This window comes from Ruthenibacterium sp. (assembly GCF_017421385.1).
Lineage (GTDB): Bacteria > Bacillota > Clostridia > Oscillospirales > Ruminococcaceae > Ruthenibacterium > Ruthenibacterium lactatiformans.
Genome location: NZ_JAFOIN010000003.1, coordinates 1 through 19929, shown reverse-complemented (window position 1 = coordinate 19929; position 19929 = coordinate 1). Strand labels below are relative to the sequence as shown.

Here is a 19929-nt window from a genome sequence, read left to right as displayed (position 1 = left end):
ATCACTGCGGCTGCGCCGGGACGGGAGCCGCGGAACGCTCCGCGGTCTCTTTATGCTGCTTCCCGGTCCGGGGCTTTCCCACTTTACCCAGGACATTCGAGAGAACAACCAGAATGATGGTAGCGCCCAGCATCAATGTGCACAGGGCGTTGATTTCCGGCGTGACGCCGGTTTTAAGCTGCGTATAAACCTTGATGGGCAGCGTGTTCACATTGACACCCGTGACGAAGATACTGATGATGACGTCGTCCAGGCTCATGGCGAAGCTGAGCAGCATGCCGGACAGAATGGCAGGCACCAGCAGGGGCAGCGTGATATCGAAGAACACGCGCACCTCGCCCGCGCCCAGGTCCCGCGCGGCTTCCGCCAGGCTTTTGTCCATGCCCACAAGGCGCGCTTTCACCAGCATATAGACATAAGGAACGCAAAAGACAGTATGGGAGAGGATGAGCGTTGTCATCCCAAAAGGCAGGCCCAGCAAGGAGAAGAAAGCCATAAATACCATCCCCAAGATGATCTCGGGGATCATGATGGGAAGCATGGACACATATTCCACGGCGCTTTTGGTGCGAAGCTGCACCTTGGTGAAGCCGTAGGCACCCAGCGTGCCGATGACCGCCGCGCCGAGGCTGGCGCACAGCGCCAGAACGATGCTGTTGCCCAGCGCCTCGAACATGGCGGCGTCCCTGAACAGCGTTTCGTACCATTTGAGAGAAAAGCCGCCCCACACCGAGCTGATCTTGCTTTCGTTGAACGAATAGATGATAACGAGCACGATGGGCAGATACAGAACGGCCGTGACAACGCCGATATAGATGTTGGGCAGTTTTGTACGGTTTTTCATAAGATGCCCTCCAGTTCCGTGGTGTGTGTCACACGCTTGTACAGCGAGATCATCAGGCTGGTCAGGATCATCAGCACCACGCTCAGCGCGGCCGCAAAGGGCAGGTTGTGCGTTTTGTTTACCTGGTCCTGAATCAAAGTGCCCACCAGCACCACCTTGTTGCCGCCCAGGATGTCGGCGATGAAGAACAGGCCCATGGAGGGGATGAACGTAAGGATAACACCCGAGAGCAGGCCCGGTAGCGTCAGCTTGAGCGTGACGGTAAGAAAGGCCTTCAGCGGCGTAGCGCCCAGGTCCCGCGCGGCCTCCACAAGGCTCCAGTCCATTTTTTCCGCGCTGGAGTAAACGGCCAGGATCATGAACTGAAGCAGCGCGTATACCATGCCCACCACCACGGCGGGGTAGGTGTACAGCAGCTTGAGCGGGCCGTCGGTAAGGCCCAGGCCCATCAGCAGCTTATCCAGCGTACCGTTTGCACGGAAAATGATGATCCATCCGTACAGCCGGATGAGCGAGCTGGTCCAGAACGGGATCATGAGCAGCAGCATCACGCGCTTTTTCCACTGCGCGGGCAGCTTTGCCATAAAATAGCCGAAAGGATAGCCGATGGCGCAGATGAGCAGCGTGCTGGTGAGCGCCAGCTTGAAGGACTCCACAAAGGTGTTCAGGTACACGGGCTGAAAAATATTTTTGTAGTTGTCCAGTGTGAACTGGTTCACCACACCCCATACCTCGGCGCGCGTCTGGAAGCTGAGTACGAACATATACACCAGAGGCCCGGCCACGAACACCAGCGTGAACAGGTAGAGCGGCAGCAGCGTCAGCCAGACGCCGCTCTGCTTTTTTTTCTTTTTAAAAGGGGTGGAGGCTGCTTTCATTTCGCTTCTTCCGCCTCCACGTCCACGGGCACGGCGCTGGCCGGCGCCCAGGTCACGCGCACCGCGTCGCCCGTCTGCACATCCATATCAATGCCGTGGCGGCTGGCGATGAGCGTCGTGCCGTCGGAAAGCTCCAGTGCGATGCGCAGCATGCCGCCGGCAAACGTCTTTTCCCGGATAACGGCCGCGATACCGCAGGCAGCGGGGTCCTTTGTGAATTCCACGTGCTCGCTGCGCACGGCCAGTGTGATGGGCGCACCGGGGGCAAAGGAATATCCGCGGCGCAGCGCGCCCGCGCAGCCGCCTGCGCAGGCTACCTTCAGCACGTCGTCCTCCACAGCCTCAACCGTGCCCGTCAGCACATTGGCGGTGCCCACAAAGCGCGCCACATAGCTGGTGCGCGGGCTGTCATACACCTCCGCCGGAGTACCGAGCTGTTCGAACCGGCCGTCTTTCATCACGGCGATGCGGTCCGACATATTAAGGGCTTCCTCCTGATCGTGGGTGATGTAGATGAACGTGATGCCCAGTTGTTTTTGCAAAGCCTTCAGCTCCAGCTGCATTTGGCGGCGCAGCTGCAGGTCCAGCGCGCCGAGGGGTTCGTCCAGCAGCAGCACGCTGGGACGGTTCACCACGGCGCGGGCAATGGCGACACGCTGACGCTGCCCGCCGGAAAGCTCCGCAGGCATGCGCTTGCCGTAGCCGGAGAGCTGCACAAGGGCCAGCGCGTCGTCCACGGCTTTTTTTATCTCGTCCTTGGGACGTTTTTTCAGCTTCAGACTGTAGCCGATGTTCGCGGCCACTGTCATGTGCGGGAACAGGGCGTAATTCTGGAACACGGTGTTCACGTCGCGTTTGTTGGGTTCGGAGTCCGTCACGTCCTGCCCGTTCAGAATGACACGGCCCTCGTCGGGCGTTTCCAGCCCGGCAATGATGCGCAGCGTCGTGGTTTTGCCGCAGCCCGAAGGGCCGAGCAGCGTGATGAATTCGCCTTTGCCGATTGAGATGCTGATACCGTTCAGCACGTCGGTATCACCGAAATGCTTTGCGATGTTTTGCAGTTCCAGAATTGTTTCTCCCATTTTCCTCTCCTCATTAAAACCGATTGGCCCGGGCGCGGGCCGGAAAAGCGGGCCGCAATACAGCAGCCCGCCGCCGCAAAGCGGCACTTTAGAGCGATTATAACATGATGTCGCCGCGAAGCGGCCACAACAAAACCATGCGCGTCATGGTTTTGCATGTTACAAAAGCCGAAAGGAAAGCGCAGCGCGCTTTCAGGGTCTGCCGGGCAGGCCCGCCGCAAAGCGGCACTTTAGAGCTATTATAACAGAAATGCGCATTTTTCAAAGAGCTTTTGCCAAAAAAATCCTTGCCGCGCCGCCAAATTTTTGCCCTCTGTCCCGCGCAAAGTTGTGTAAGTATACGAATTTCGTGGGTTTTGCCCCCGCCGAAGCATTTTGCGTCGCCCCACGAGGGTGCAATGCACGGGGAGCCGCAGCTCCGCAGCGGCGTTTCTTCTGCTGCCCCTGCGGAGTTTTCCGGGAGGGGGCTGCGAAAGGTTTTGAAGAAGCGGTCTGTTTTTTTTAGTATAAATATGGTATGATATTCTATCATATACAAGAATGTGAATGCCTCCGGCCGCGCGGTGCGGAGGCGGTATGGGAGGCTGCGGATGGAAAACCTGATCATCCTCGGCGCGGGTGGCTACGGCCGCACGGCGGCCGAAACAGCGCGGGCTATGGGCGTTTTCGGGCGTGTGGCGTTCCTGGACGACGGATGCACGGGAACGGATATCCTCGGCCCGTGTACGGACTATATACGCTTTGCGGGGGAATTCCGCTGGGCGTATCCGGCCTTTGGCGCCAACGCGCTGCGCGCTGCCTGGCTGGAAAAACTGGCCGCGGCGGGCTACAGCCTGCCGGCGCTGGTGCATCCGAGAGCCTATGTCAGCCCCACGGCGGATATCCGTCCCGGGGCTGTGGTGCTGGCGCTGGCCGCTGTGGGAGCGTGTGCTGTCGTGGAGCAGGGGGCCATCGTGAACATGGGGGCGATCGCGGACCACGACTGTGTGATCGGCGCGTGCGCCCACCTTGCGCCCGGGGCCATTGTCAAGGCCGGCAACACCGTGCCCGCGCAGATGAAGATAGAATCCGGCACCGTGCTCGAACGGGGCGCGGCATTTTTACCATTGGGGGGACAGCATGTCTAAACTTTTGATCTTGGGCGCCGGCGGCCTTGGCCAGATGGTGGGGGAAGTGGCGCGCGCTGCAGGGAACTGGGACGGCGTGGCGTTTCTGGACGACGCCGTCCGCGGCTCGGACGTTGCAGGCAAATGCATGGACTACACTTCGCTCACGGGTGAATACCCTGAGGCCGTGGCGGCGTTTGGCGACAACCGCCTGCGCCTGGCGTGGACGCGTCGCCTGCTGGACGCGGGTTACCGTGTGCCCAGCGTGGTGCATCCCACAGCCATCGTCAGCCCGTCCGCGGTGCTTGGGCCGGGCTGCCTTGTGCTGCACGGGGCCATCATCAACACCAATACTGTGCTGGGCGCGGCATGCCTTGTAAACAGCGGCGCGCTGGTGGACCACGATAACGTCCTGGAAGACGGCGTGCACGTCAATCTGCACGCCACCATCAAGGCCTGGTGCCACATGGAGCCGTGCGCGCGCACCGAGGCGGCCACCGTGCTGTATTCCACCCGCCGGCACATTGACGGGGTGGAGGACCACAACCTGGAGGACGCGCTGTTCGCTTTCAAGCTGGGCGAGACGGCCAGCTATGTAAAGCCCTTCGGCGCGGGACACATCAACGACACCTATGCCGTGTACATGGCGGCGCAGGGCGGCGACGAGCTGCGCTATGTCATCCAGCGCATCAACACGGGTGTGTTTAAGGACCCGCGCGCCGTCATGGAGAATATTTTCGGCGTGACGGAATACCTGCGCCGAAAGATACTGGCGCGCGGCGGCGACGCGGACCGCGAGACGCTGAATTATATCAAGACGAAAACAGGCGACAACTATTTTGAGGACGCGGTGGGAAGCGCGTGGCGCTGCTATAACTATATTCCGGATTCCGTGTGCATCGAAAGCGTGACGGACCCGATGGACTTCTACCATTCGGCCAAGAGCTTCGGCGGCTTTTTGCGCGCGCTGGAGGATTATCCGGCCGGGACGCTGCACGAGACCATCGAGAAATTCCATGATACCCGCAAGCGTCTTGCAGACTTTGACAAGGCGCTGGAGCGCGACGTGAAGAACCGCGCGCGGACCTGCCGGGAGGAGATTGCCTTTGTGCAGCGGCGCAGGGCGGACTGCGCGGTGCTGATGGACTTGCTGGACGCGGGAAAGCTGCCGCTGCGTGTGACGCACAACGACACGAAGCTGAACAATATTTTGTTTGATGCCCACACCGGCGAGGCGCTGTGCGTCATCGACCTCGACACCATCATGCCGGGGCTTGCGCTGAACGATTACGGCGATTCCATCCGCTTCGGCGCGTCCACGGCGGCTGAGGACGAGCCGGACGTTTCCAAGGTGCATTTTGACCTGTACCTGTTTGAGCTGTATACCCGCGGTTATCTGGAGGCCGCGGGCGCCGCGCTGACGGACACGGAAAAAGAGTACCTGCCCTGGGGCGCCAAGCTGATGACGCTGGAGTGCGGCATCCGTTTTCTGACGGACTATCTGCAGGGCGATACCTACTTCAAGGTGAGCCGGGCGCGCCAGAACCTGGAGCGCTGCCGCACCCAGTTCAAGCTGGTGGCGGACATGGAAAACGTTTGGGACGAAATGGCGTCCATCGTGAAAAAGTATTCGTGAGAGGGGAAGAAAAACACCATGCACATCGAAACAAAATGCCTGCATGAGGGCTACAAGCCCGGCAACGGCGAGCCGAAGGCCCTGCCGATCTACCAGAGCACCACCTACACCTATGATTCCACCGAGCACATCGGCCAGCTGTTCGACCTTTCGGCGGACGGCCACATGTATTCCCGCATCTCCAACCCCACCGTCGCGGCGGTGGAACAGAAAATCGCGGCGCTGGAGGGCGGCGTGGGCGCGCTGTGCACCACCAGCGGACAGGCGGCCAGTCTGCTTGCGGTTCTGAACATCTGCACCGCGGGCGACCATTTTGTCGCCGCCTCCACCATTTACGGCGGTACGGTGAACCTGTTTGCGGTCACGCTGAAGAAGTTCGGCATCGAATGTACCTTCGTGGACGCGGACGCGCCGGAGGAGGAGATCGAAAAGGCGTTCCGCCCCAACACAAAGGCGTTGTTCGGCGAGACCATTGCCAACCCTGCCATCGCTGTGCTGGACCTTGAAAAATTCGCGCGCACCGCCCACAGAAACGGCGTGCCGTTTCTTGTGGACAACACCTTTGCCACGCCTGTGCTGTGCCGTCCCATCGAGTGGGGCGCGGATATCGTGGTGCACTCCACCACGAAGTACATGGACGGCCATGCCATCCAGGTGGGCGGCGTGATCGTGGATTCCGGCAATTTCAACTGGGAAAACGGAAAATTCGGCGAGCTGTGCACGCCGGACGAGAGCTATCACGGCGTGACCTATACCAGGGATTTCGGCAGGGCTGCGTATATCACCAAGGCGCGGGTGCAGCTGATGCGCGATTTCGGTATGTACCCCTCCGCGCAGGATGCGTTTCTGCTGAACCTTGGGCTGGAGACGCTGGCCGTGCGCATGGAGCGTTACTGCCGCAACGCGGAACAGGCCGCTGCCTTCCTGGCAAGGCAGCCGGAGGTGGAGTTTGTCAATTATCCCGCGCTGTCCGGCAGCCCTTATGCCGCAGCCGCAAAAAAATACCTGCCCGACGGGTGCAGCGGGGTGATCTCGTTCTCCATTCGCGGCGGGCGCGAGGTGGCCGTCAAGTTCATGGACAGCCTGTCCCTGGCCAACAAGGTGGTGCATGTAGCCGACATCTGCACCTGCGTGCTGCATCCGGCCAGCAGCACCCACCGCCAGCTCACCGACGAACAGCTTGTGGCCGCGGGCATCACGCCGGGGCTTATCCGCCTGTCCGTGGGGCTGGAGCACATCGACGATATTCTGGACGATCTGAAAAAAGGCTTCGCGGCCATCCGCTGAACGGCTCGCGGCCTGTTGGGATGAAACGCGGCGCAGAGCATTTTTTGCTCTGCGCCGCGTTTTGTTTTGCAAGGAGGCAAAAAGTTTTCCGAAAGCTGAAACAAAATGTCTGCGCGTGCGTCTAACATGCTGAAAGGAGGCGTCCCGATGCAGGAGATCGAACAGATCTATACTCAGTACCGGCAGGATGTGTACCGTTACCTGTGCAGCCTGACGCGGGACGCCGCCCTTGCGGAGGACCTGCTGAGCGAGACGTTCCTGCGGGCGCTCACAGGGCTGAGCGGCTTTCGGAAGGGCGCATGTGTGCGCACCTGGCTGTTCAGCATTGCACGGCATGTTTGGATCGACGGGCTGCGGCGCAAACGGCATGTACTTTCCGGCGATGAGCTTTTGGCCCGGTATGTGGAGGAGGGCGGCACGGGCGCGCCTCCGTTTGAAACGCAGGTGGACGCCCGGGCGCTGGCCGCGCGGGCAAAGGAACTGCTGCAAACGCGCCGCCCGCCCGCCGGAGAGGTGCTTTGGCTGCGGGCGCAGGGATATTCGTTCGCGGAGATCGCACAGAGGTGCGGCGTCAGCGAAAGCGCGGCCCGCACGTTGGATTTTCGCACGCGCCACTGGCTGCGGGAGCAATTGCAGAAGGAGGGGGCAGAGCTATGAAAACACAAACAGAGCGAGGGATACGCTTTGACATTTCCTGCGAGGTATGCCGGGACCTGATGCCGCTGGTACGGGACGGCGTGGCCAGCGCGGACAGCGAAGCGCTGGTACGCGCGCATACGGAGCGTTGCGGTGGCTGCCGCACGATGCCGGAAAGCGAAACGCCGCCCGAGCACAGCATGCCGGACGATGCGCGGGTACTGCGCAGGCTGCGCTGGAGGCTGCTGGCGCAAAGCGTGCTGTTCGCGCTGGTGGGCGTGCTGGGCGCGCTGTGGCTCACCTCCCGCGCGGGCGGCGTGTATCTTGCGTGGTGGCTGCCGCTGGTGGGCGCGGCGTGTTATTATGTCCTGCGGCGCAGGTGCTGGCTGGTGCCGGCTGCAGCGGCGGCGTTTGTGCTTTTGTATTTTTTTATCCCAAACATGCAATCGCTGCAGTGGGGTTCAGTGGTGCCGTATGTGTCTATGGCGCTGGCGGTTGCCGGGCCGCTGGCCATAGGCTGTGCAATCGCGGGGCTGCTGCATTTTGCGTTTGGAAACAGGAAGGAGGAAAAATATGCAGACGGCAAAAAGCATTGACGAAAGAGCGGGCGAGACGCACAAAGGCAGGACTCGCGTTCCGCGTACGAAAACAACGCGTGCGCTGGCGCTTCTGTTGGCGCTGATTCTTTTGGGAGGACTTGTATGGTGGACATGGCGAAAGACGGGAAATCCTCTGATCGCCTGGTATACAGAACAGAAAATTACCGCGCATTATAGGGCTTACCATCCGGGTGAAGGCTACGTTGTCGGGCCTGCCCGTTATCAGTGGGTCGTCCGGGCGGACAAATCGGCGGGCATGGATTATGTGTGTACGGTTCGCAAAGAAGCAAGCGAGGATGTTGAATTTCCGGCATATTTCAGCGATGGAGCAGTGTTCAGCCAAATAGACGGAGCAGTCCGTTCGGGTTGCAACACCTACGAACGGTTCAAAAATCTTTTGAACTCGGAGCTGGAAAGCGGCGCAACGGCGGCGCGGCTGAGAGCGCTGACGGGAGAAGCCGAAGTTCATGCAGGCTTTTACACAACGCAGGAAGGCCCTTTGTTTGACCCGGACGCGCCGGTCTTTCGGACAGACGAGGAATACGACCGTGCCGGGCTTCCGCTTCCGATAGAGCTGAGCGTAAGCTTTTCTGCGGTTGGCGCGCCGGCTCCTGCAGATGCGGAATTGGCGGACTACCTGCTGAAAACAAAGGCTGTCTGCGAAGAAACGGGCCAGCCCTTTGCATATTATTCCGTGGCGCTTGCCTTCAAGCCGACAGAACAGAAGGACCCGGTTTGGTGGGCGGCAGAGCATATCCCGTCGGAAGAGATCACGGAGGAGAAGATTCTGGATTATCTGGCAGCTTTGGACTGCGGGGTAAAGGCAAACTGCGGCCAGAGCCTGAACGGCCGGAATGAAATTATAGAGGAGAGAAAAAACGCGTGGCTGATCTCCCACGGGTACGAGCATTGCGCCCACTGAAAGAACAGGATACAGATACATCAAAGCCGCCGCGCGGCGGGATGTCTCCACGCCGCGCGGCGGCTTTTTACACCCTTTCCCGCGCAGCGTCGCCTTGGGCGCGGCACAGTGCCAGGAATTCCCGCGCTGACGCCGTAAGAAATTTATCCCGGTGGTGCACCAGGCGGAATTTGCGGGAAAGATCCAGCCCATCCACGCGGAATACCGCCACCTGTCCCTTTTCCAGCGCGTCCGCTGCCATGCGCAGGGGCAGCACCGCCACGCCAAGGCCGCGGGTGGCCGCATTCACCAGCGCCAGCGTGCTGGTGGATTCCCATACCGGCGCGACCGTGAAACCCGCGGCCGCGGCCGCGCTGTCGAATTGCTCGCGGGTGCCGCTGCCTTTTTCGCGCAGCAGAAAGCGCTGGACGCGGAAGGCGTCCAGCGGCACGGTCTGGCCCTGCGTAAAGGGACGGCCCGGCGCGCAGACGACGGCCAGAGTATCCGCCATATATTCCTCCGCTGTCAGCGCACTGCCGTGGACAGGCCCTTCCATCAGAGCGACGTCCAGCGTGTTGTGCAGCAGCTTTTCCTCAAGCTGCTCCGACGGCCCCACCCAGACGCGCACATCCACCCCGGGGTGTGCCGCGCGGAATGCGTCCACATAACCGGGCAGGAACTGGGAGCCGATGGTAATGCTGGCTCCTACGCGCAGCACGCCCTGTTCGTCCCAGCTGCGCAGGCCCTTTTCCAGGTCGTCGAACAGGCCGCAGATGTGCACCGCGTATTCCCACATGCGCCGCCCGGCCTCGGTGAGATACAGGCGGCGGCCGATACGGTCGAACAGGCGCACACCGTAATATTCCTCCAGCTCGGCCACGGCGCGGCTTACGGCCGGCTGCGCCAGGTACAGCGCCCGCGCCGCGCGGGTGGTGTTGTTGCCGTTTTCGCACACGGCCAGAAAAATGCGGATGTGCCGCAGCGTCATGCCAAAATCTCCTTATAACAAAAATAATATGATATTTATAATATAATAGTATTTTTATTATTAAATTGCAAGGCGTATGATGATAGGGAAGGGGGAAGCGAGGTATGGAACAACAGCCAAAACACAGCAGGAAGGATTATCTGACGCTGTTCACCTCTACGTTCACGCTCAGTGCGTTCACATTCGGGGGCGGATTCGTCATCATCCCGCTGATGCGCAAAAAGTTCGTGGAGCAGCTGCACTGGATCGACGAGGAAGAGATGATGGATCTGACGGCCATTGCACAGTCCTCGCCGGGAGCCATCGCAGTGAACGCATCCATCTTAGTAGGCTACCGCGTGGCCGGCGTGCCCGGGGCGCTGGTCACGGTGCTGGGCACTGTGCTGCCGCCGCTCATCATTTTATCCATCATTTCTTTTTTTTACACTGCGTTTCGGGATAACCGCATCGTCGCGCTGGTCATGCGGGGGATGCAGGCCGGCGTGGCCGCCGTCATCTGCGACGTGGTGCTGACGATGGGGCGCTCCGTTCTGGGGGAAAGGCGCGTCCTGCCTGTGGTGATGCTGTTGGGCGCGTTTGCTGCGGCGCGCTTTTTCGGTGTGAACGTAGTGGCCATTATCCTGGTGTGCGGCGCGGTGGGCGCCGCTGACCTGTGGCGCAGGCAGCGCACCTCGAAAGGAGGCCGCGCGCAATGATCCATCTGGAACTGTTCTGGAGCTTTTTTCAAATCGGGCTGTTCAGCATCGGCGGCGGCTATGCCGCCATGCCGCTCATCCAGCACCAGGTGGTGGAGCTGCATCCCTGGCTTACGCTGGAGCAGTTCAGCGATATCATTACGATCTCGCAGATGACGCCCGGCCCCATCGCCATCAATTCGGCCACGTTCGTGGGCCTGCAGTTGGGAGGGCTGCCCGGCGCGCTGGTGGCCACGGCGGGGTGTGTCCTGCCTTCCTGCATTATTGTGCTGACGCTGGCTTATGTATATTACCGCTACCGGGGCCTTTCCATGGTGCAGGGGGTGCTGGCGGGCCTGCGCCCGGCTGTGGTGGCGATGATCGCCTCCGCGGGCGTGACGCTGGTGAACCTTTCATTTTTCGGTGCGGACGCGCTGCCCGCAGGGCTCGCGGATGTGGACCTCATTGCCGTGCTGCTGTTTGCCGCCGCGCTGTTCGTGCTGCGGCGCTGGAAGAAGGACCCCATCCTTGTGATGGCGGGCGCGGGCGCGGCGGGGCTTGTGCTGTACACGCTGCTGTAAGGCATTGCGCCCGAATGGCAAAAACCGCCCCGGACGGCAAAACGTCCGGGGCGGTTTTTGCATTGTATGGCAGCGGAATGCCGCAGGAACGGCCGGGGCGGGACCTCTCAAAAAACATGCAGGGAAGCGCCTGCCGTACCGTCTGTGCCAGGGCTTAGGGCGTTCTGCAATTCTATTGCATGCAGCGTATTCCCTTAAAAGAGCCAACCGAAAAAAGCGCAAACGCTGCAAAAAGGAAACCTTTAAGGCAACACCGCACAATTCTAAGAGTCGAAGCGCGCCGGCCGGTTTTTTGGCAGGTTAAACAAAAATGCTCGCGAATACTTTGTGTATTCGCGAGCATTTCTGTGACAGTTGCCGGAAAATCTGCAAGCGAGGCGACGCTTAAGGCGTCAGCCGTGAATTGTGCGGTGTTGCCTTACACGGAATGGAACGCTTGAGGGCGCACAGATCATGTCTGCACCAGCCCTGCGATCTCGCGCCGGAGCTCGTTGATGAAGGCAACTTCCGCCGCGCTGAGCGCGCCGGGACGGCGGCGCACAAGCACGTCGCGGTAGCGCGAGGCGCTGCGGCAGGGCTTCTGCACCAGCTCCTGCTGGGCCAGGATCTCAAAGGGAACGGGGCTCACCCACATATAGCTGCCCGGCACATTCCGCAGAATGTCAAACTGGCCGCCGCGGTCAAATACGGCGATGCGGCCCTGCCTGCCGCCTGCCGCCTGCGCGGGCTGTTCGGCGGGCAGGACGGGCGTAAGGTCTCCGTGGACGATCTCGGGATAATCGCCCAGCAGGTGGTAGGGGATATCCCCCAGCGCGGCCAGGGGATGGCGTTCGTGCAGCAGTACCACCATGCTGAACTCCCAGAGCACCTCACCGGAGAGCGCGTTTTCCCGCAGGAGGTTGTCCAGCGTGGCCGCATGCTCCGCCTGCCAGCGCACGACGCCCAGATTGGCGGTGCCGGAGGCGACGTCGCTGATAACGGCGGCAGCGCTGGTCTCGCGGTACTGCACCTGCAGCGGGGCGCGCCCCTCCGCACCAAGGTACCGGCTGAACGCCTGCGCAACATAGCTGGCACGCGGCGCACAGACGGAGAGCTGCGTTCCGGTCTCGGTATGGGGGCCGAACATCGTCTCCAGGCTTTCCATCTGCGCGATGATGCTGCGGGCATAGCCCAGAAAATCCTCGCCGTTTTTGGTGGGCGCCACACCGCGGGCCGTGCGCTCGAACAGTGTGATGCCAAGCTCCGCCTCCAGCTCCCGGATGCTCTTGCTCAGGTTGGGCTGGCCCATATACAGATTTTTGGCTGCGGCGGTTATGGACCCCGTTTTGGCGACCTCGACGGCGTAGCGCAGCTGCTGCAGGTTCATGACGTGCACCTCCGAAACAGATATGTGAAAATAGATATAGGTACCATTCCTATTATACATTACCCGGCGGGAAAAGAAAGTGATAAAATTTTAACAAGGGATAAGGGCACGGCGGCGCCGGCGCTCCTGCCCCAACAGCCGGACCCCGGCGCGTTGCCGCCGGACAACATAATCCATCAAACTTACTGGAGGTTTTCGTTATGGCGCGTTTTACATTACCGCGTGATCTGTATCATGGCAAGGGCTCTATCGCGGAGCTGGCCAACCTGAAAGGCAAAAAGGCCATCGTCGTTGTTGGCGGCGGCAGCATGAAGCGCTTCGGCTTTCTGGACAAGGTAGAGGGCTACCTGAAGCAGGCCGGCATGGAAGTGCGCCTGTTTGAAAACGTGGAGCCGGACCCCTCTGTTGAGACTGTGATGCGCGGTGCGGCGGCCATGCGTGAGTTTGAGCCGGACTGGATCGTTGCCATGGGCGGCGGTTCCCCCATCGATGCTGCGAAGGCCATGTGGGCGTTTTATGAATATCCCGAGGTCACCTTTGAGGACCTGATCACCCCGTTCAGCTTCCCGACGCTGCGCACGAAGGCGAAGTTCTGCGCCATTCCGTCCACGTCCGGCACTGCCACCGAGGTCACCGCTTTCGCTGTTATTACCGACTATGCGAAGGGTATCAAGTATCCTCTGGCGGACTTCAACATCACACCGGATATCGCCATTGTGGACCCGGACCTGGCCGAGAAGATGCCCCCGAAGCTGACGGCCCATACCGGCATGGACGCCATGACACACGCCATTGAGGCCTATGTGTCCACACTGCATTGCAATTATACCGATCCTCTGGCGCTGCACGCCATCAAGCTCATCCACGAGAACCTGAAAAAATCCTACGACGGCGATATGGCTGCCCGCGATACCATGCACGACGCGCAGTGCCTGGCCGGCATGGCGTTCTCCAACGCGCTTCTGGGCATTGTGCACTCCATGGCGCACAAAACGGGCGCCGCATATTCCGGCGGCCACATCATCCACGGCGCGGCCAATGCCATGTACCTGCCCAAGGTCATCAAATTTAACGCCAGAAATGCCGAGGCGGCCGGGCGTTATGCCGAGATCGCTCGCTTTATCGACCTGCCGGGCAGCACCACTGAGGAGCTGGTGGACGCGCTGATCGCGGAGCTGCGCAAGATGAACAAGGAGCTGAATATCCCGTACGCCATTCAAAATTACGGCGAGGGCGGCGTCATCGCGGAGCAGAGCATCATCGACGAAAAGGAATTCAACGAGAAGCTGTCCGAGGTCGCGAAGAACGCCATTGCCGATGCCTGTACGGGTTCCAACCCCCGTATCCCCACGCAGGAGGAGATGGAAAAGCTGCTCACCGCTGTATACTATGACAAGGAAATCGACTTCTAAGAGCCGATTTTTGGTAGCAGCGCACAATTTGATGGGAAGCATAAAATTTTGAACACTCCCGTTTGTGTTTTATGCTATACTATACCCAATGGCGCAGCCGCCGGCCAGCGGCTGCGCCTTTCTTGAATGGTTCCCCCGCGCGTCCGCACGAGGGCAGAATGAGGAGGAGTGCGTGAAGTATGTATAAGATTTTGGAAAAGACGCCGCTGAACCCGACGGTGACAAAAATGGTCATCGAAGCGCCGCTGGTGGCGAAAAAAGCGGAGCCGGGACAGTTCATCATCTTCCGTGCGTCGGAGGACGGCGAGCGGGTGCCGCTGACGATCGCGGATTATGACCGTAAGGCCGGCACCGTGACGATCATCTTCCAGATCGTGGGCGGGGCGACGATGGAATTGAACGCCCTGAACGCAGGGGACAGCCTTGTGGACTTTGTGGGTCCGCTTGGCACACCCAGCAAGCTGGAAGGGCTGAAAAAGGTAGCCGTGGTGGGCGGCGGCGTTGGCTGCGCCATCGCGTATCCCACGGCGAAGAAGCTGCACGAGCTGGGCGCGGAGGTGCACAGCGTGGTGGGCTTCCGCAATAAGGACCTGGTGATCCTGGAGAAGGAGTTCGAGGCTGTCTCCGCCCAGGTGGTGAAGATGTCCGACGACGGCAGCTGGGGCGAAAAGGGCCTTGTGACGAACGCGCTGGAGACGCTCATCAACGCGGGCAACCAGTACGATGAGGTAATTGCCATCGGGCCGCTGGTGATGATGAAATTTGTGTGCCAGCTGACGAAAAAATACGGCATCAAAACGACGGTGTCCATGAACCCGATCATGATCGACGGAACGGGCATGTGCGGCGGCTGCCGCCTGACCGTAGGCGGCAAGACAAAGTTTGCCTGCGTGGACGGGCCGGATTTTGACGGCCACGAGGTGGACTTTGACGAGGCGATGCACCGCGGCACAATGTACCGCGACTTTGAGGCGCACGCCCGTGAGGCGGAGTGCGAGCTGCTGAAAAAGGAGGTCGAATGATCATGCCGAATATGGACCCGAAAAAGTGCCCTATGCCGGTGCAGGACCCGGACGTGCGCAATAAGAATTTCAAGGAAGTGGCACTGGGCTATACCTATGAGATGGCTGTGAACGAAGCAAAGCGCTGCCTGAACTGCAAAAACAAGCCCTGTGTGAGCGGCTGCCCGGTGAATATAGATATCCCCGCCTTTATTGCGAAGGTGGCCGATGAGGACATGGAGGGCGCGTACGCCGTGCTCAGCGCGTCCAGCGCGCTGCCGGCGGTGTGCGGCCGCGTGTGCCCGCAGGAGAACCAGTGCGAGGGCAAATGTGTTCGCGGCATCAAAACGGAAAGCGTGGGCATCGGCCGTCTGGAGCGGTTTGTGGCCGACTGGCATCGGGAGCACAGCACCGAAAAGCCCGCCATGCCCGTGCCCAACGGGCACAGGGTGGCGGTCATCGGCTCCGGCCCGTCCGGGCTGACGGCTGCCGGCGACCTTGCAAAGCTGGGCTATAAGGTGACGGTATACGAGGCGCTGCACACCGCGGGCGGCGTGCTGGTGTACGGCATTCCGGAATTCCGCCTGCCCAAGGATATCGTGCGCCAGGAGATCGACGGCCTGAAGGAGCTGGGCGTCGACATCGAGACCAACGTGGTCATTGGCAAGACGATCACCATCGACGAGCTGTTCGAAATGGGCAACGAGGCGGTGTTCATCGGTTCGGGCGCGGGCCTGCCCCGGTTCATGGGCATTCCGGGCGAGAGCCTGAAGGGCGTGTACTCGGCCAACGAGTTCCTCACGCGCATCAATCTGATGAAAGCGTACAGGGAGGGGGCGAAAACGCCCATCCAGCATGCAAGGAACGTGGCTGTTGTGGGCGGCGGCAACGTGGCCATGGACGCGGCGCGCTGCGCCAAGCGGTTGGGCGCGGAAAATGTGTACATCGTGTACCGCCGCAGCATGAACGAGCTGCCCGCCCGTAAGGAAGAGGTGGAGCACGCGGTGGAAGAGGGAATCATTTTCAAGACCCTCTCGAACCCGGTGGAGGTGCTGGGAGACGCAGACGGCAGTGTGTGCGGCATGCGCTGTGTGGAGATGGAACTGGGCGAGCCGGACGCAAGCGGCCGCCGCCGTCCGGTCGTGAAGGAAGGCAGTGAATTTGTGCTGGAGGTGGACTGCATGGTCATGTCCATCGGCACCAGCCCGAACCCGCTCATCCGCAGCACGACGCCGGGCCTGGAGACAAACAGCCACGGCTGCATCATCACCAACGGCGACGACGGCCTGACGACGCGCAACGCGGTGTACGCGGGCGGCGACGCCGTGACGGGCGCAGCCACGGTCATTCTGGCCATGGGAGCAGGCAAGCACGCCGCCAAGGCCATTGACGAGTACATCAAAAGTAAGGACAATGCCTGACGGATAAAAGGCAACAAAAGACGGGCTGCCGGCGTCTGCCGGCAGCCCGTCTTTTGTGGGTGCCATAGAGGAAAGAAAGGGCAGGCGCCTTATTCCCGTTCAAAGGAAAGATAGCGTGTGCCCTGAAAGGTGAGCCTGCCGCGGTCGCCCTCGGCCAGCATGCCGTATTCCGCGCCCGAAAGGCGCAGTTCCATGCGGTCGCCGCTTTCCACCTGGAACGTGGCGTAATAAGTGGTGCTGGAGGTGACGTGCGCCGCGCCGCCTGTATTGTGGTGGGAGTGCGTGGTGGCGGTGCGCTTCGCCGCCACGACGGCGGGCACGGTCAGGCGCGGGGAATGGTTGTTTTGGTTCCATTGCAGCAGGCCGCGCACCGCAGTAACAAGGATGACGGCCAAAACCGCGAAGAATGCGAGGGAGAACAGAATTTCAAATCCACCGCCGAAGAAAAAGAAATCCATCAGAAAAAAACTCCTTTCACGTCCGAGCCGGGTGGGAGGACGTCACGGCTCAAAGCCCCAGGCGCGCATGGCGTCCAGGCTCTCCCGCATACACAGGAAAGCGTCCTTTTCCCAGCGCTCCTGCTCGGCAAAGGCCCAGCGCACGCCGGTTTCCCGGCAGGCGTCCACGGCGGCGCTCCAGTCCGTCACGCCCTGTCCCACGGGCACCAACGTTTCCGAGCCGTCGGGGGCGATGCAATAATCCTTGAAGTGCACGAATTCCACACGCCCGGCCCAGCGGCGCAGCAGTGCGTCTGGCGCGAGACCCGCTTTGCCGGAGTGGTACAGGTCCAGCCCGAGCGTTACGTTTTGAGGCGTGTGCTCCAAAAGCAGTTCCGTGCAGGAAAGGCCCGGCTCGGCCGTGTCTGCGGGCGCCCATTCCCGCGCGCGTGGATGAAACGCCAGCGTCATGCCCAGCGGCGCGATGCGCGCCGCCATGGCGGCCAGCTCCGCCGAAAAGGCAAGCACGCTCGCAGTGTCCGGCACCGGAGCGGGGATGCCGCTGACGCAGACGCAGGTGCTGCCGCACAGCACGTTCAAGCGCACGGTGCGCTCGAAATCATCCCGTACGGCTGTGTAGAGGTCTTGCGTGGAAACGCAGGTAAGCCCGGCGTCCCGCACGGCGGCGGCAACAAGCTCCGGCTCGAACTCCGGGTTCCACCACTGCATCTGCACCGTGCGGTAACCCATGTCCGCCAGCTTTTGCAGGGATGCGCGCAGCTCCTGGGGCGTTTGCAGATAGGGGCGCAGACTGGAGACCTGCGCGCCCACGATGTTTTTTTTATTGCTCATTACAGATTCCTCCCGGTTCGGTTTTGAGAAAAAAGCCCCGCTGTGCGCGGGGCTTTTGCGTGCGGTCCACACCCGCCGCGCGGCCCTGTGCAAACGGAGCCGCGCGTTATTGTTTTATACGGGGTGAAAAGGCGCTTTATTACAGGGTTGTCAAAACAAGCTGTGCGCGGCCCGCGATGGTATACGCGCCCAAGCCTGCGGGAAGGAACAGGCTGTCGCCCTTGGCAAAAGGCACAGCCCCGCCGCCGCAAATGACTGCGCCGCTGCCGGACAGGCACAGCAGGGAATGGAAGCTCTCGCCGTCCGCGCACAGCGGCGCGCTGCCCGCTACGTCCAGCAGGCGCGCGGTGAAATAACCGCACTTGGCCAGCAGCGTGGAAGTGCAGTCCCCGTTCTGTTCCGGTTTCCCCATGGGGCCTGCCGGACGCTCGGGCGGGCACAGGCGTGCCACGTCCAGGGCCTTTTCCACGTGCAGTGCGCGGGGCTTTCCGTCCGCGCCCAGACGGCCGTAATCGAACACGCGGTAGGTGGTGTTGGAATTCTGCTGGATCTCGGCGATAAGGATGTCCGCGCCGATGGCGTGCACGGTACCGGCGTCAATGAAAAATACGTCGCCCGCTTTTACGGGCACGGCGTTCAGTACATCGGTGAGCGTGCCGTCTGCGATGCGCCGGGCGGCCTCCTCACGGGTGAGTTCCCGCTGGAAGCCGTAATAGAGCTGTGCGCCGGGCTGTGCATCCACCACATACCACATCTCGGTCTTGCCCGGTTCGCCCTCCACGCGCTGGGCGTAGGCGTCGTCCGGATGCACCTGCACAGAGAGCGGCCTGGCCGCGTCGATGAGTTTGATGAGCACGGGGAACACGCCGTCTGTATGCCTTGTCCCCACACATGCGGGGTGCCGGGCCGCATATTCCGCCAGCGTCCGGCCGGCGTCCGGCCCATTGACAATGGTGCTGGGGCCGTCCTTGTGGCAGCTCAGCTCCCAGCTTTCGGCCAGGGGCGACAGTCTGGTATGCTTGCCGTATTCGCTTTTCAGGCGTTCGCCGCCCCACAGGTAGTCCTTGAACGCGGGCGCGAGCTTGAGCGGCATTGCGGCCGGGGCGGAAAGACACAGCGCAGCCGCGCCGATGATGCCCGCCTTGTTGCCCAGCGTGGCGGTGTCCACACGTGTGACAAAGCTCTTGTCACCGCCGAAGCAATGGGCTTTCACGTATTCGTTCATCGGGTCCGTCAGGGCTTTGCCTTCGCCGGAGATACCGCCGCCCAGCAGCAGCATTTCAGGCCGAAAGATATTCACCATGTCCACAATGGCCTCGCCGAGATATTCCTCGTACTGCGCCACGACGGCCTTTGCGGCATCGTCGCCCGCGCGCATGGCGTCATATACGGATTTTGCGGTGATGCGTTCTTTGTTCAGCAGGCTTTCAGGATGCGCGGCCGCAGCCTCTGAAGCCTGGCGGATGAGAGCCGTGGCGGAGGCATAGCTTTCGATGCAGCCCCTGCGCCCACAGGTGCATTCCACGCCCCCGGAGATGAGCGTGCAGTGGCCCAGCTCTGCGCCCGCGCTGGCCTGCCCCTCATAGATATTCCCGTCGATGACAACGCCGCCGCCCACGCCTGTTCCCAGCGTGAGCAGTACGGCTGTTTTGCAGCCTTTGGCCGCGCCGGCGACCACCTCGCCCAGGGCAGCGCAGTTGGCGTCGTTGCTCAGGCGGCAGGGCAGGCCCGTCAGGCGCGTCAGGGTGGGGCAAAGGGGCACGTCGTCCCAATACAGGTTGTTGGAATAGACGACCTCGCCTGTGTCGCCGTTGCAGATGCCCGGGCTGCCCACGCCGATGCCCGCACAGTCGGCCCTGGAAAGGCCCGCCTTTTCCACAAGTTCCATCGCCAGGCGGGCCATATCGGCCGCGACCTCCTGCCACGGGCGCTGCGCCTTTGTGGGAACGCTGCCCTTTTCCAACAGCTTATAGTCCTCTGTAACGATGCCTGCGGCGATATTTGTACCGCCCAGATCAATGCCGATCGCATAACGCATTGTAGTGATGTCCCCCTTGTTTTCCGCGCTGGTCACACGCGCGTTTTACTACTGTAAAGTGTAAGGCAGGGGTCGGGGCATGTCAAGAGAACACGCGCGTTTTAGACGGAAAATTTCTAGTGGCGTACAGGCTGGGAAGATGGTATAATAACCTTAAACCCGCCGCTGTTGCGGCCGTGGGGGGGGGGGG

Annotated in this window: 19 protein-coding genes; 11 read left to right on the top strand and 8 right to left on the bottom strand. The window is 61.3% G+C overall.

The genetic code is table 11. From position 1 onward, the window contains the following. Position 1: 1 nt before the first annotated feature. From IIY41_RS00425 to IIY41_RS00415, 3 genes are read right to left on the bottom strand one after another with little or no spacing between them, the layout of a single operon-like run. Positions 2-844, bottom strand: coding sequence for an ABC transporter permease (locus tag IIY41_RS00425; protein ID WP_287399130.1), 843 nt, complete (start codon positions 842-844; stop codon positions 2-4). Then, positions 841-1722, bottom strand: a complete 882-nt coding sequence (locus tag IIY41_RS00420) for an ABC transporter permease (RefSeq protein WP_117473917.1) — start codon at positions 1720-1722, stop codon at positions 841-843. The genes IIY41_RS00425 and IIY41_RS00420 overlap by 4 nt, the downstream gene beginning before the upstream one ends. Then, entirely contained in the window at positions 1719-2804 is a 1086-nt protein-coding gene (locus tag IIY41_RS00415; protein WP_009324502.1) for an ABC transporter ATP-binding protein, read from the bottom strand. Before IIY41_RS00415 ends, IIY41_RS00420 begins: the two co-directional genes overlap by 4 nt. Before the next feature lie 590 nt (positions 2805-3394). Between IIY41_RS00415 and IIY41_RS00410 the strand changes: the two genes are divergently transcribed. The 6 genes from IIY41_RS00410 (at position 3395) to IIY41_RS00385 (ending at position 8990) form a co-directional block, all read left to right on the top strand. Beyond that, positions 3395-3931 carry a PglD-related sugar-binding protein gene (locus IIY41_RS00410; protein WP_117473919.1) on the top strand — a complete coding sequence of 179 codons (537 nt, stop codon included), beginning with the start codon at positions 3395-3397 and terminating at the stop codon, positions 3929-3931. Further along, complete coding sequence (locus tag IIY41_RS00405; protein ID WP_154524182.1) at positions 3924-5546, top strand: phosphotransferase; 1623 nt, start codon at positions 3924-3926, stop codon at positions 5544-5546. Before IIY41_RS00410 ends, IIY41_RS00405 begins: the two co-directional genes overlap by 8 nt. 18 nt (positions 5547-5564) lie before the next feature. Beyond that, positions 5565-6833 (top strand): O-acetylhomoserine aminocarboxypropyltransferase/cysteine synthase family protein, encoded by a 1269-nt coding sequence (locus IIY41_RS00400; protein WP_009324497.1) that lies wholly within the window; start codon positions 5565-5567, stop codon positions 6831-6833. Positions 6834-6980: 147 nt separating this feature from the next. Beyond that, entirely contained in the window at positions 6981-7490 is a 510-nt protein-coding gene (locus IIY41_RS00395; protein ID WP_055081113.1) for an RNA polymerase sigma factor, read from the top strand. Beyond that, positions 7487-8065 carry a zf-HC2 domain-containing protein gene (locus IIY41_RS00390; RefSeq protein ID WP_287399123.1) on the top strand — a complete coding sequence of 193 codons (579 nt, stop codon included), beginning with the start codon at positions 7487-7489 and terminating at the stop codon, positions 8063-8065. Before IIY41_RS00395 ends, IIY41_RS00390 begins: the two co-directional genes overlap by 4 nt. Next, the gene (locus IIY41_RS00385; protein WP_117461515.1) at positions 8043-8990 is read left to right on the top strand and encodes a hypothetical protein; all 948 of its coding nucleotides are present in this window, start codon (positions 8043-8045) and stop codon (positions 8988-8990) included. The genes IIY41_RS00390 and IIY41_RS00385 overlap by 23 nt, the downstream gene beginning before the upstream one ends. 67 nt (positions 8991-9057) lie before the next feature. Here IIY41_RS00385 and IIY41_RS00380 read toward each other — a convergent pair whose 3' ends face one another. After that, on the bottom strand, positions 9058-9957 hold the full coding sequence (locus IIY41_RS00380; RefSeq protein WP_155201344.1) for a LysR family transcriptional regulator: 900 nt from the start codon (positions 9955-9957) through the stop codon (positions 9058-9060). Between the two features lie 104 nt (positions 9958-10061). On the opposite strand from IIY41_RS00380, the gene IIY41_RS00375 reads away from it, so the two are divergent. Together IIY41_RS00375 and IIY41_RS00370 are read left to right on the top strand one after the other, a co-directional pair. Then, positions 10062-10652 carry a chromate transporter gene (locus IIY41_RS00375; protein ID WP_009324492.1) on the top strand — a complete coding sequence of 197 codons (591 nt, stop codon included), beginning with the start codon at positions 10062-10064 and terminating at the stop codon, positions 10650-10652. After that, the gene (locus IIY41_RS00370; RefSeq protein WP_009324491.1) at positions 10649-11212 is read left to right on the top strand and encodes a chromate transporter; all 564 of its coding nucleotides are present in this window, start codon (positions 10649-10651) and stop codon (positions 11210-11212) included. Before IIY41_RS00375 ends, IIY41_RS00370 begins: the two co-directional genes overlap by 4 nt. 451 nt (positions 11213-11663) lie before the next feature. On the opposite strand, the gene IIY41_RS00365 is transcribed toward IIY41_RS00370, so the two are convergent. Beyond that, positions 11664-12578: a LysR family transcriptional regulator gene (locus IIY41_RS00365; protein ID WP_009324488.1), complete on the bottom strand. Its 915-nt coding sequence runs from the start codon at positions 12576-12578 to the stop codon at positions 11664-11666. A 200-nt stretch (positions 12579-12778) separates the two neighbouring features. Here IIY41_RS00365 and IIY41_RS00360 point away from each other — a divergent pair, with 200 nt between their 5' ends. The 3 genes from IIY41_RS00360 (at position 12779) to gltA (ending at position 16412) form a co-directional block, all read left to right on the top strand. Next, positions 12779-13990 (top strand): iron-containing alcohol dehydrogenase, encoded by a 1212-nt coding sequence (locus tag IIY41_RS00360; protein ID WP_009324487.1) that lies wholly within the window; start codon positions 12779-12781, stop codon positions 13988-13990. A 179-nt stretch (positions 13991-14169) separates the two neighbouring features. Beyond that, complete coding sequence (locus IIY41_RS00355) at positions 14170-15012, top strand: sulfide/dihydroorotate dehydrogenase-like FAD/NAD-binding protein (RefSeq protein WP_117461516.1); 843 nt, start codon at positions 14170-14172, stop codon at positions 15010-15012. A 2-nt stretch (positions 15013-15014) separates the two neighbouring features. Continuing rightward, positions 15015-16412: an NADPH-dependent glutamate synthase gene (gene gltA, locus IIY41_RS00350; protein ID WP_009324485.1), complete on the top strand. Its 1398-nt coding sequence runs from the start codon at positions 15015-15017 to the stop codon at positions 16410-16412. A gap of 89 nt (positions 16413-16501) precedes the next feature. Here gltA and IIY41_RS00345 read toward each other — a convergent pair whose 3' ends face one another. The 3 genes from IIY41_RS00345 to IIY41_RS00335 form a co-directional block, all read right to left on the bottom strand. After that, a complete protein-coding gene (locus IIY41_RS00345; RefSeq protein WP_050005440.1) occupies positions 16502-16870 on the bottom strand; it encodes a DUF2500 domain-containing protein in 369 nt (122 codons plus the stop codon). 42 nt (positions 16871-16912) lie between these two features. Continuing rightward, a complete protein-coding gene (locus IIY41_RS00340) occupies positions 16913-17701 on the bottom strand; it encodes a sugar phosphate isomerase/epimerase family protein (RefSeq protein WP_050005439.1) in 789 nt (262 codons plus the stop codon). 139 nt (positions 17702-17840) lie between these two features. Next, positions 17841-19739, bottom strand: coding sequence for a type I phosphomannose isomerase catalytic subunit (locus IIY41_RS00335; RefSeq protein WP_278886015.1), 1899 nt, complete (start codon positions 19737-19739; stop codon positions 17841-17843). Between the last annotated feature and the right edge of the window lie 190 nt (positions 19740-19929).

Coding starts and splice junctions, on each gene's coding strand:
- IIY41_RS00425 (WP_287399130.1), bottom strand. CDS start 844: ATGAAAAACCGTACAAAACTGCCCAACATCTATATCGGCGTTGTCACG.
- IIY41_RS00420 (WP_117473917.1), bottom strand. CDS start 1,722: ATGAAAGCAGCCTCCACCCCTTTTAAAAAGAAAAAAAAGCAGAGCGGC.
- IIY41_RS00415 (WP_009324502.1), bottom strand. CDS start 2,804: ATGGGAGAAACAATTCTGGAACTGCAAAACATCGCAAAGCATTTCGGT.
- IIY41_RS00410 (WP_117473919.1), top strand. CDS start 3,395: ATGGAAAACCTGATCATCCTCGGCGCGGGTGGCTACGGCCGCACGGCG.
- IIY41_RS00405 (WP_154524182.1), top strand. CDS start 3,924: ATGTCTAAACTTTTGATCTTGGGCGCCGGCGGCCTTGGCCAGATGGTG.
- IIY41_RS00400 (WP_009324497.1), top strand. CDS start 5,565: ATGCACATCGAAACAAAATGCCTGCATGAGGGCTACAAGCCCGGCAAC.
- IIY41_RS00395 (WP_055081113.1), top strand. CDS start 6,981: ATGCAGGAGATCGAACAGATCTATACTCAGTACCGGCAGGATGTGTAC.
- IIY41_RS00390 (WP_287399123.1), top strand. CDS start 7,487: ATGAAAACACAAACAGAGCGAGGGATACGCTTTGACATTTCCTGCGAG.
- IIY41_RS00385 (WP_117461515.1), top strand. CDS start 8,043: ATGCAGACGGCAAAAAGCATTGACGAAAGAGCGGGCGAGACGCACAAA.
- IIY41_RS00380 (WP_155201344.1), bottom strand. CDS start 9,957: ATGACGCTGCGGCACATCCGCATTTTTCTGGCCGTGTGCGAAAACGGC.
- IIY41_RS00375 (WP_009324492.1), top strand. CDS start 10,062: ATGGAACAACAGCCAAAACACAGCAGGAAGGATTATCTGACGCTGTTC.
- IIY41_RS00370 (WP_009324491.1), top strand. CDS start 10,649: ATGATCCATCTGGAACTGTTCTGGAGCTTTTTTCAAATCGGGCTGTTC.
- IIY41_RS00365 (WP_009324488.1), bottom strand. CDS start 12,578: ATGAACCTGCAGCAGCTGCGCTACGCCGTCGAGGTCGCCAAAACGGGG.
- IIY41_RS00360 (WP_009324487.1), top strand. CDS start 12,779: ATGGCGCGTTTTACATTACCGCGTGATCTGTATCATGGCAAGGGCTCT.
- IIY41_RS00355 (WP_117461516.1), top strand. CDS start 14,170: ATGTATAAGATTTTGGAAAAGACGCCGCTGAACCCGACGGTGACAAAA.
- gltA (WP_009324485.1), top strand. CDS start 15,015: ATGCCGAATATGGACCCGAAAAAGTGCCCTATGCCGGTGCAGGACCCG.
- IIY41_RS00345 (WP_050005440.1), bottom strand. CDS start 16,870: ATGGATTTCTTTTTCTTCGGCGGTGGATTTGAAATTCTGTTCTCCCTC.
- IIY41_RS00340 (WP_050005439.1), bottom strand. CDS start 17,701: ATGAGCAATAAAAAAAACATCGTGGGCGCGCAGGTCTCCAGTCTGCGC.
- IIY41_RS00335 (WP_278886015.1), bottom strand. CDS start 19,739: ATGCGTTATGCGATCGGCATTGATCTGGGCGGTACAAATATCGCCGCA.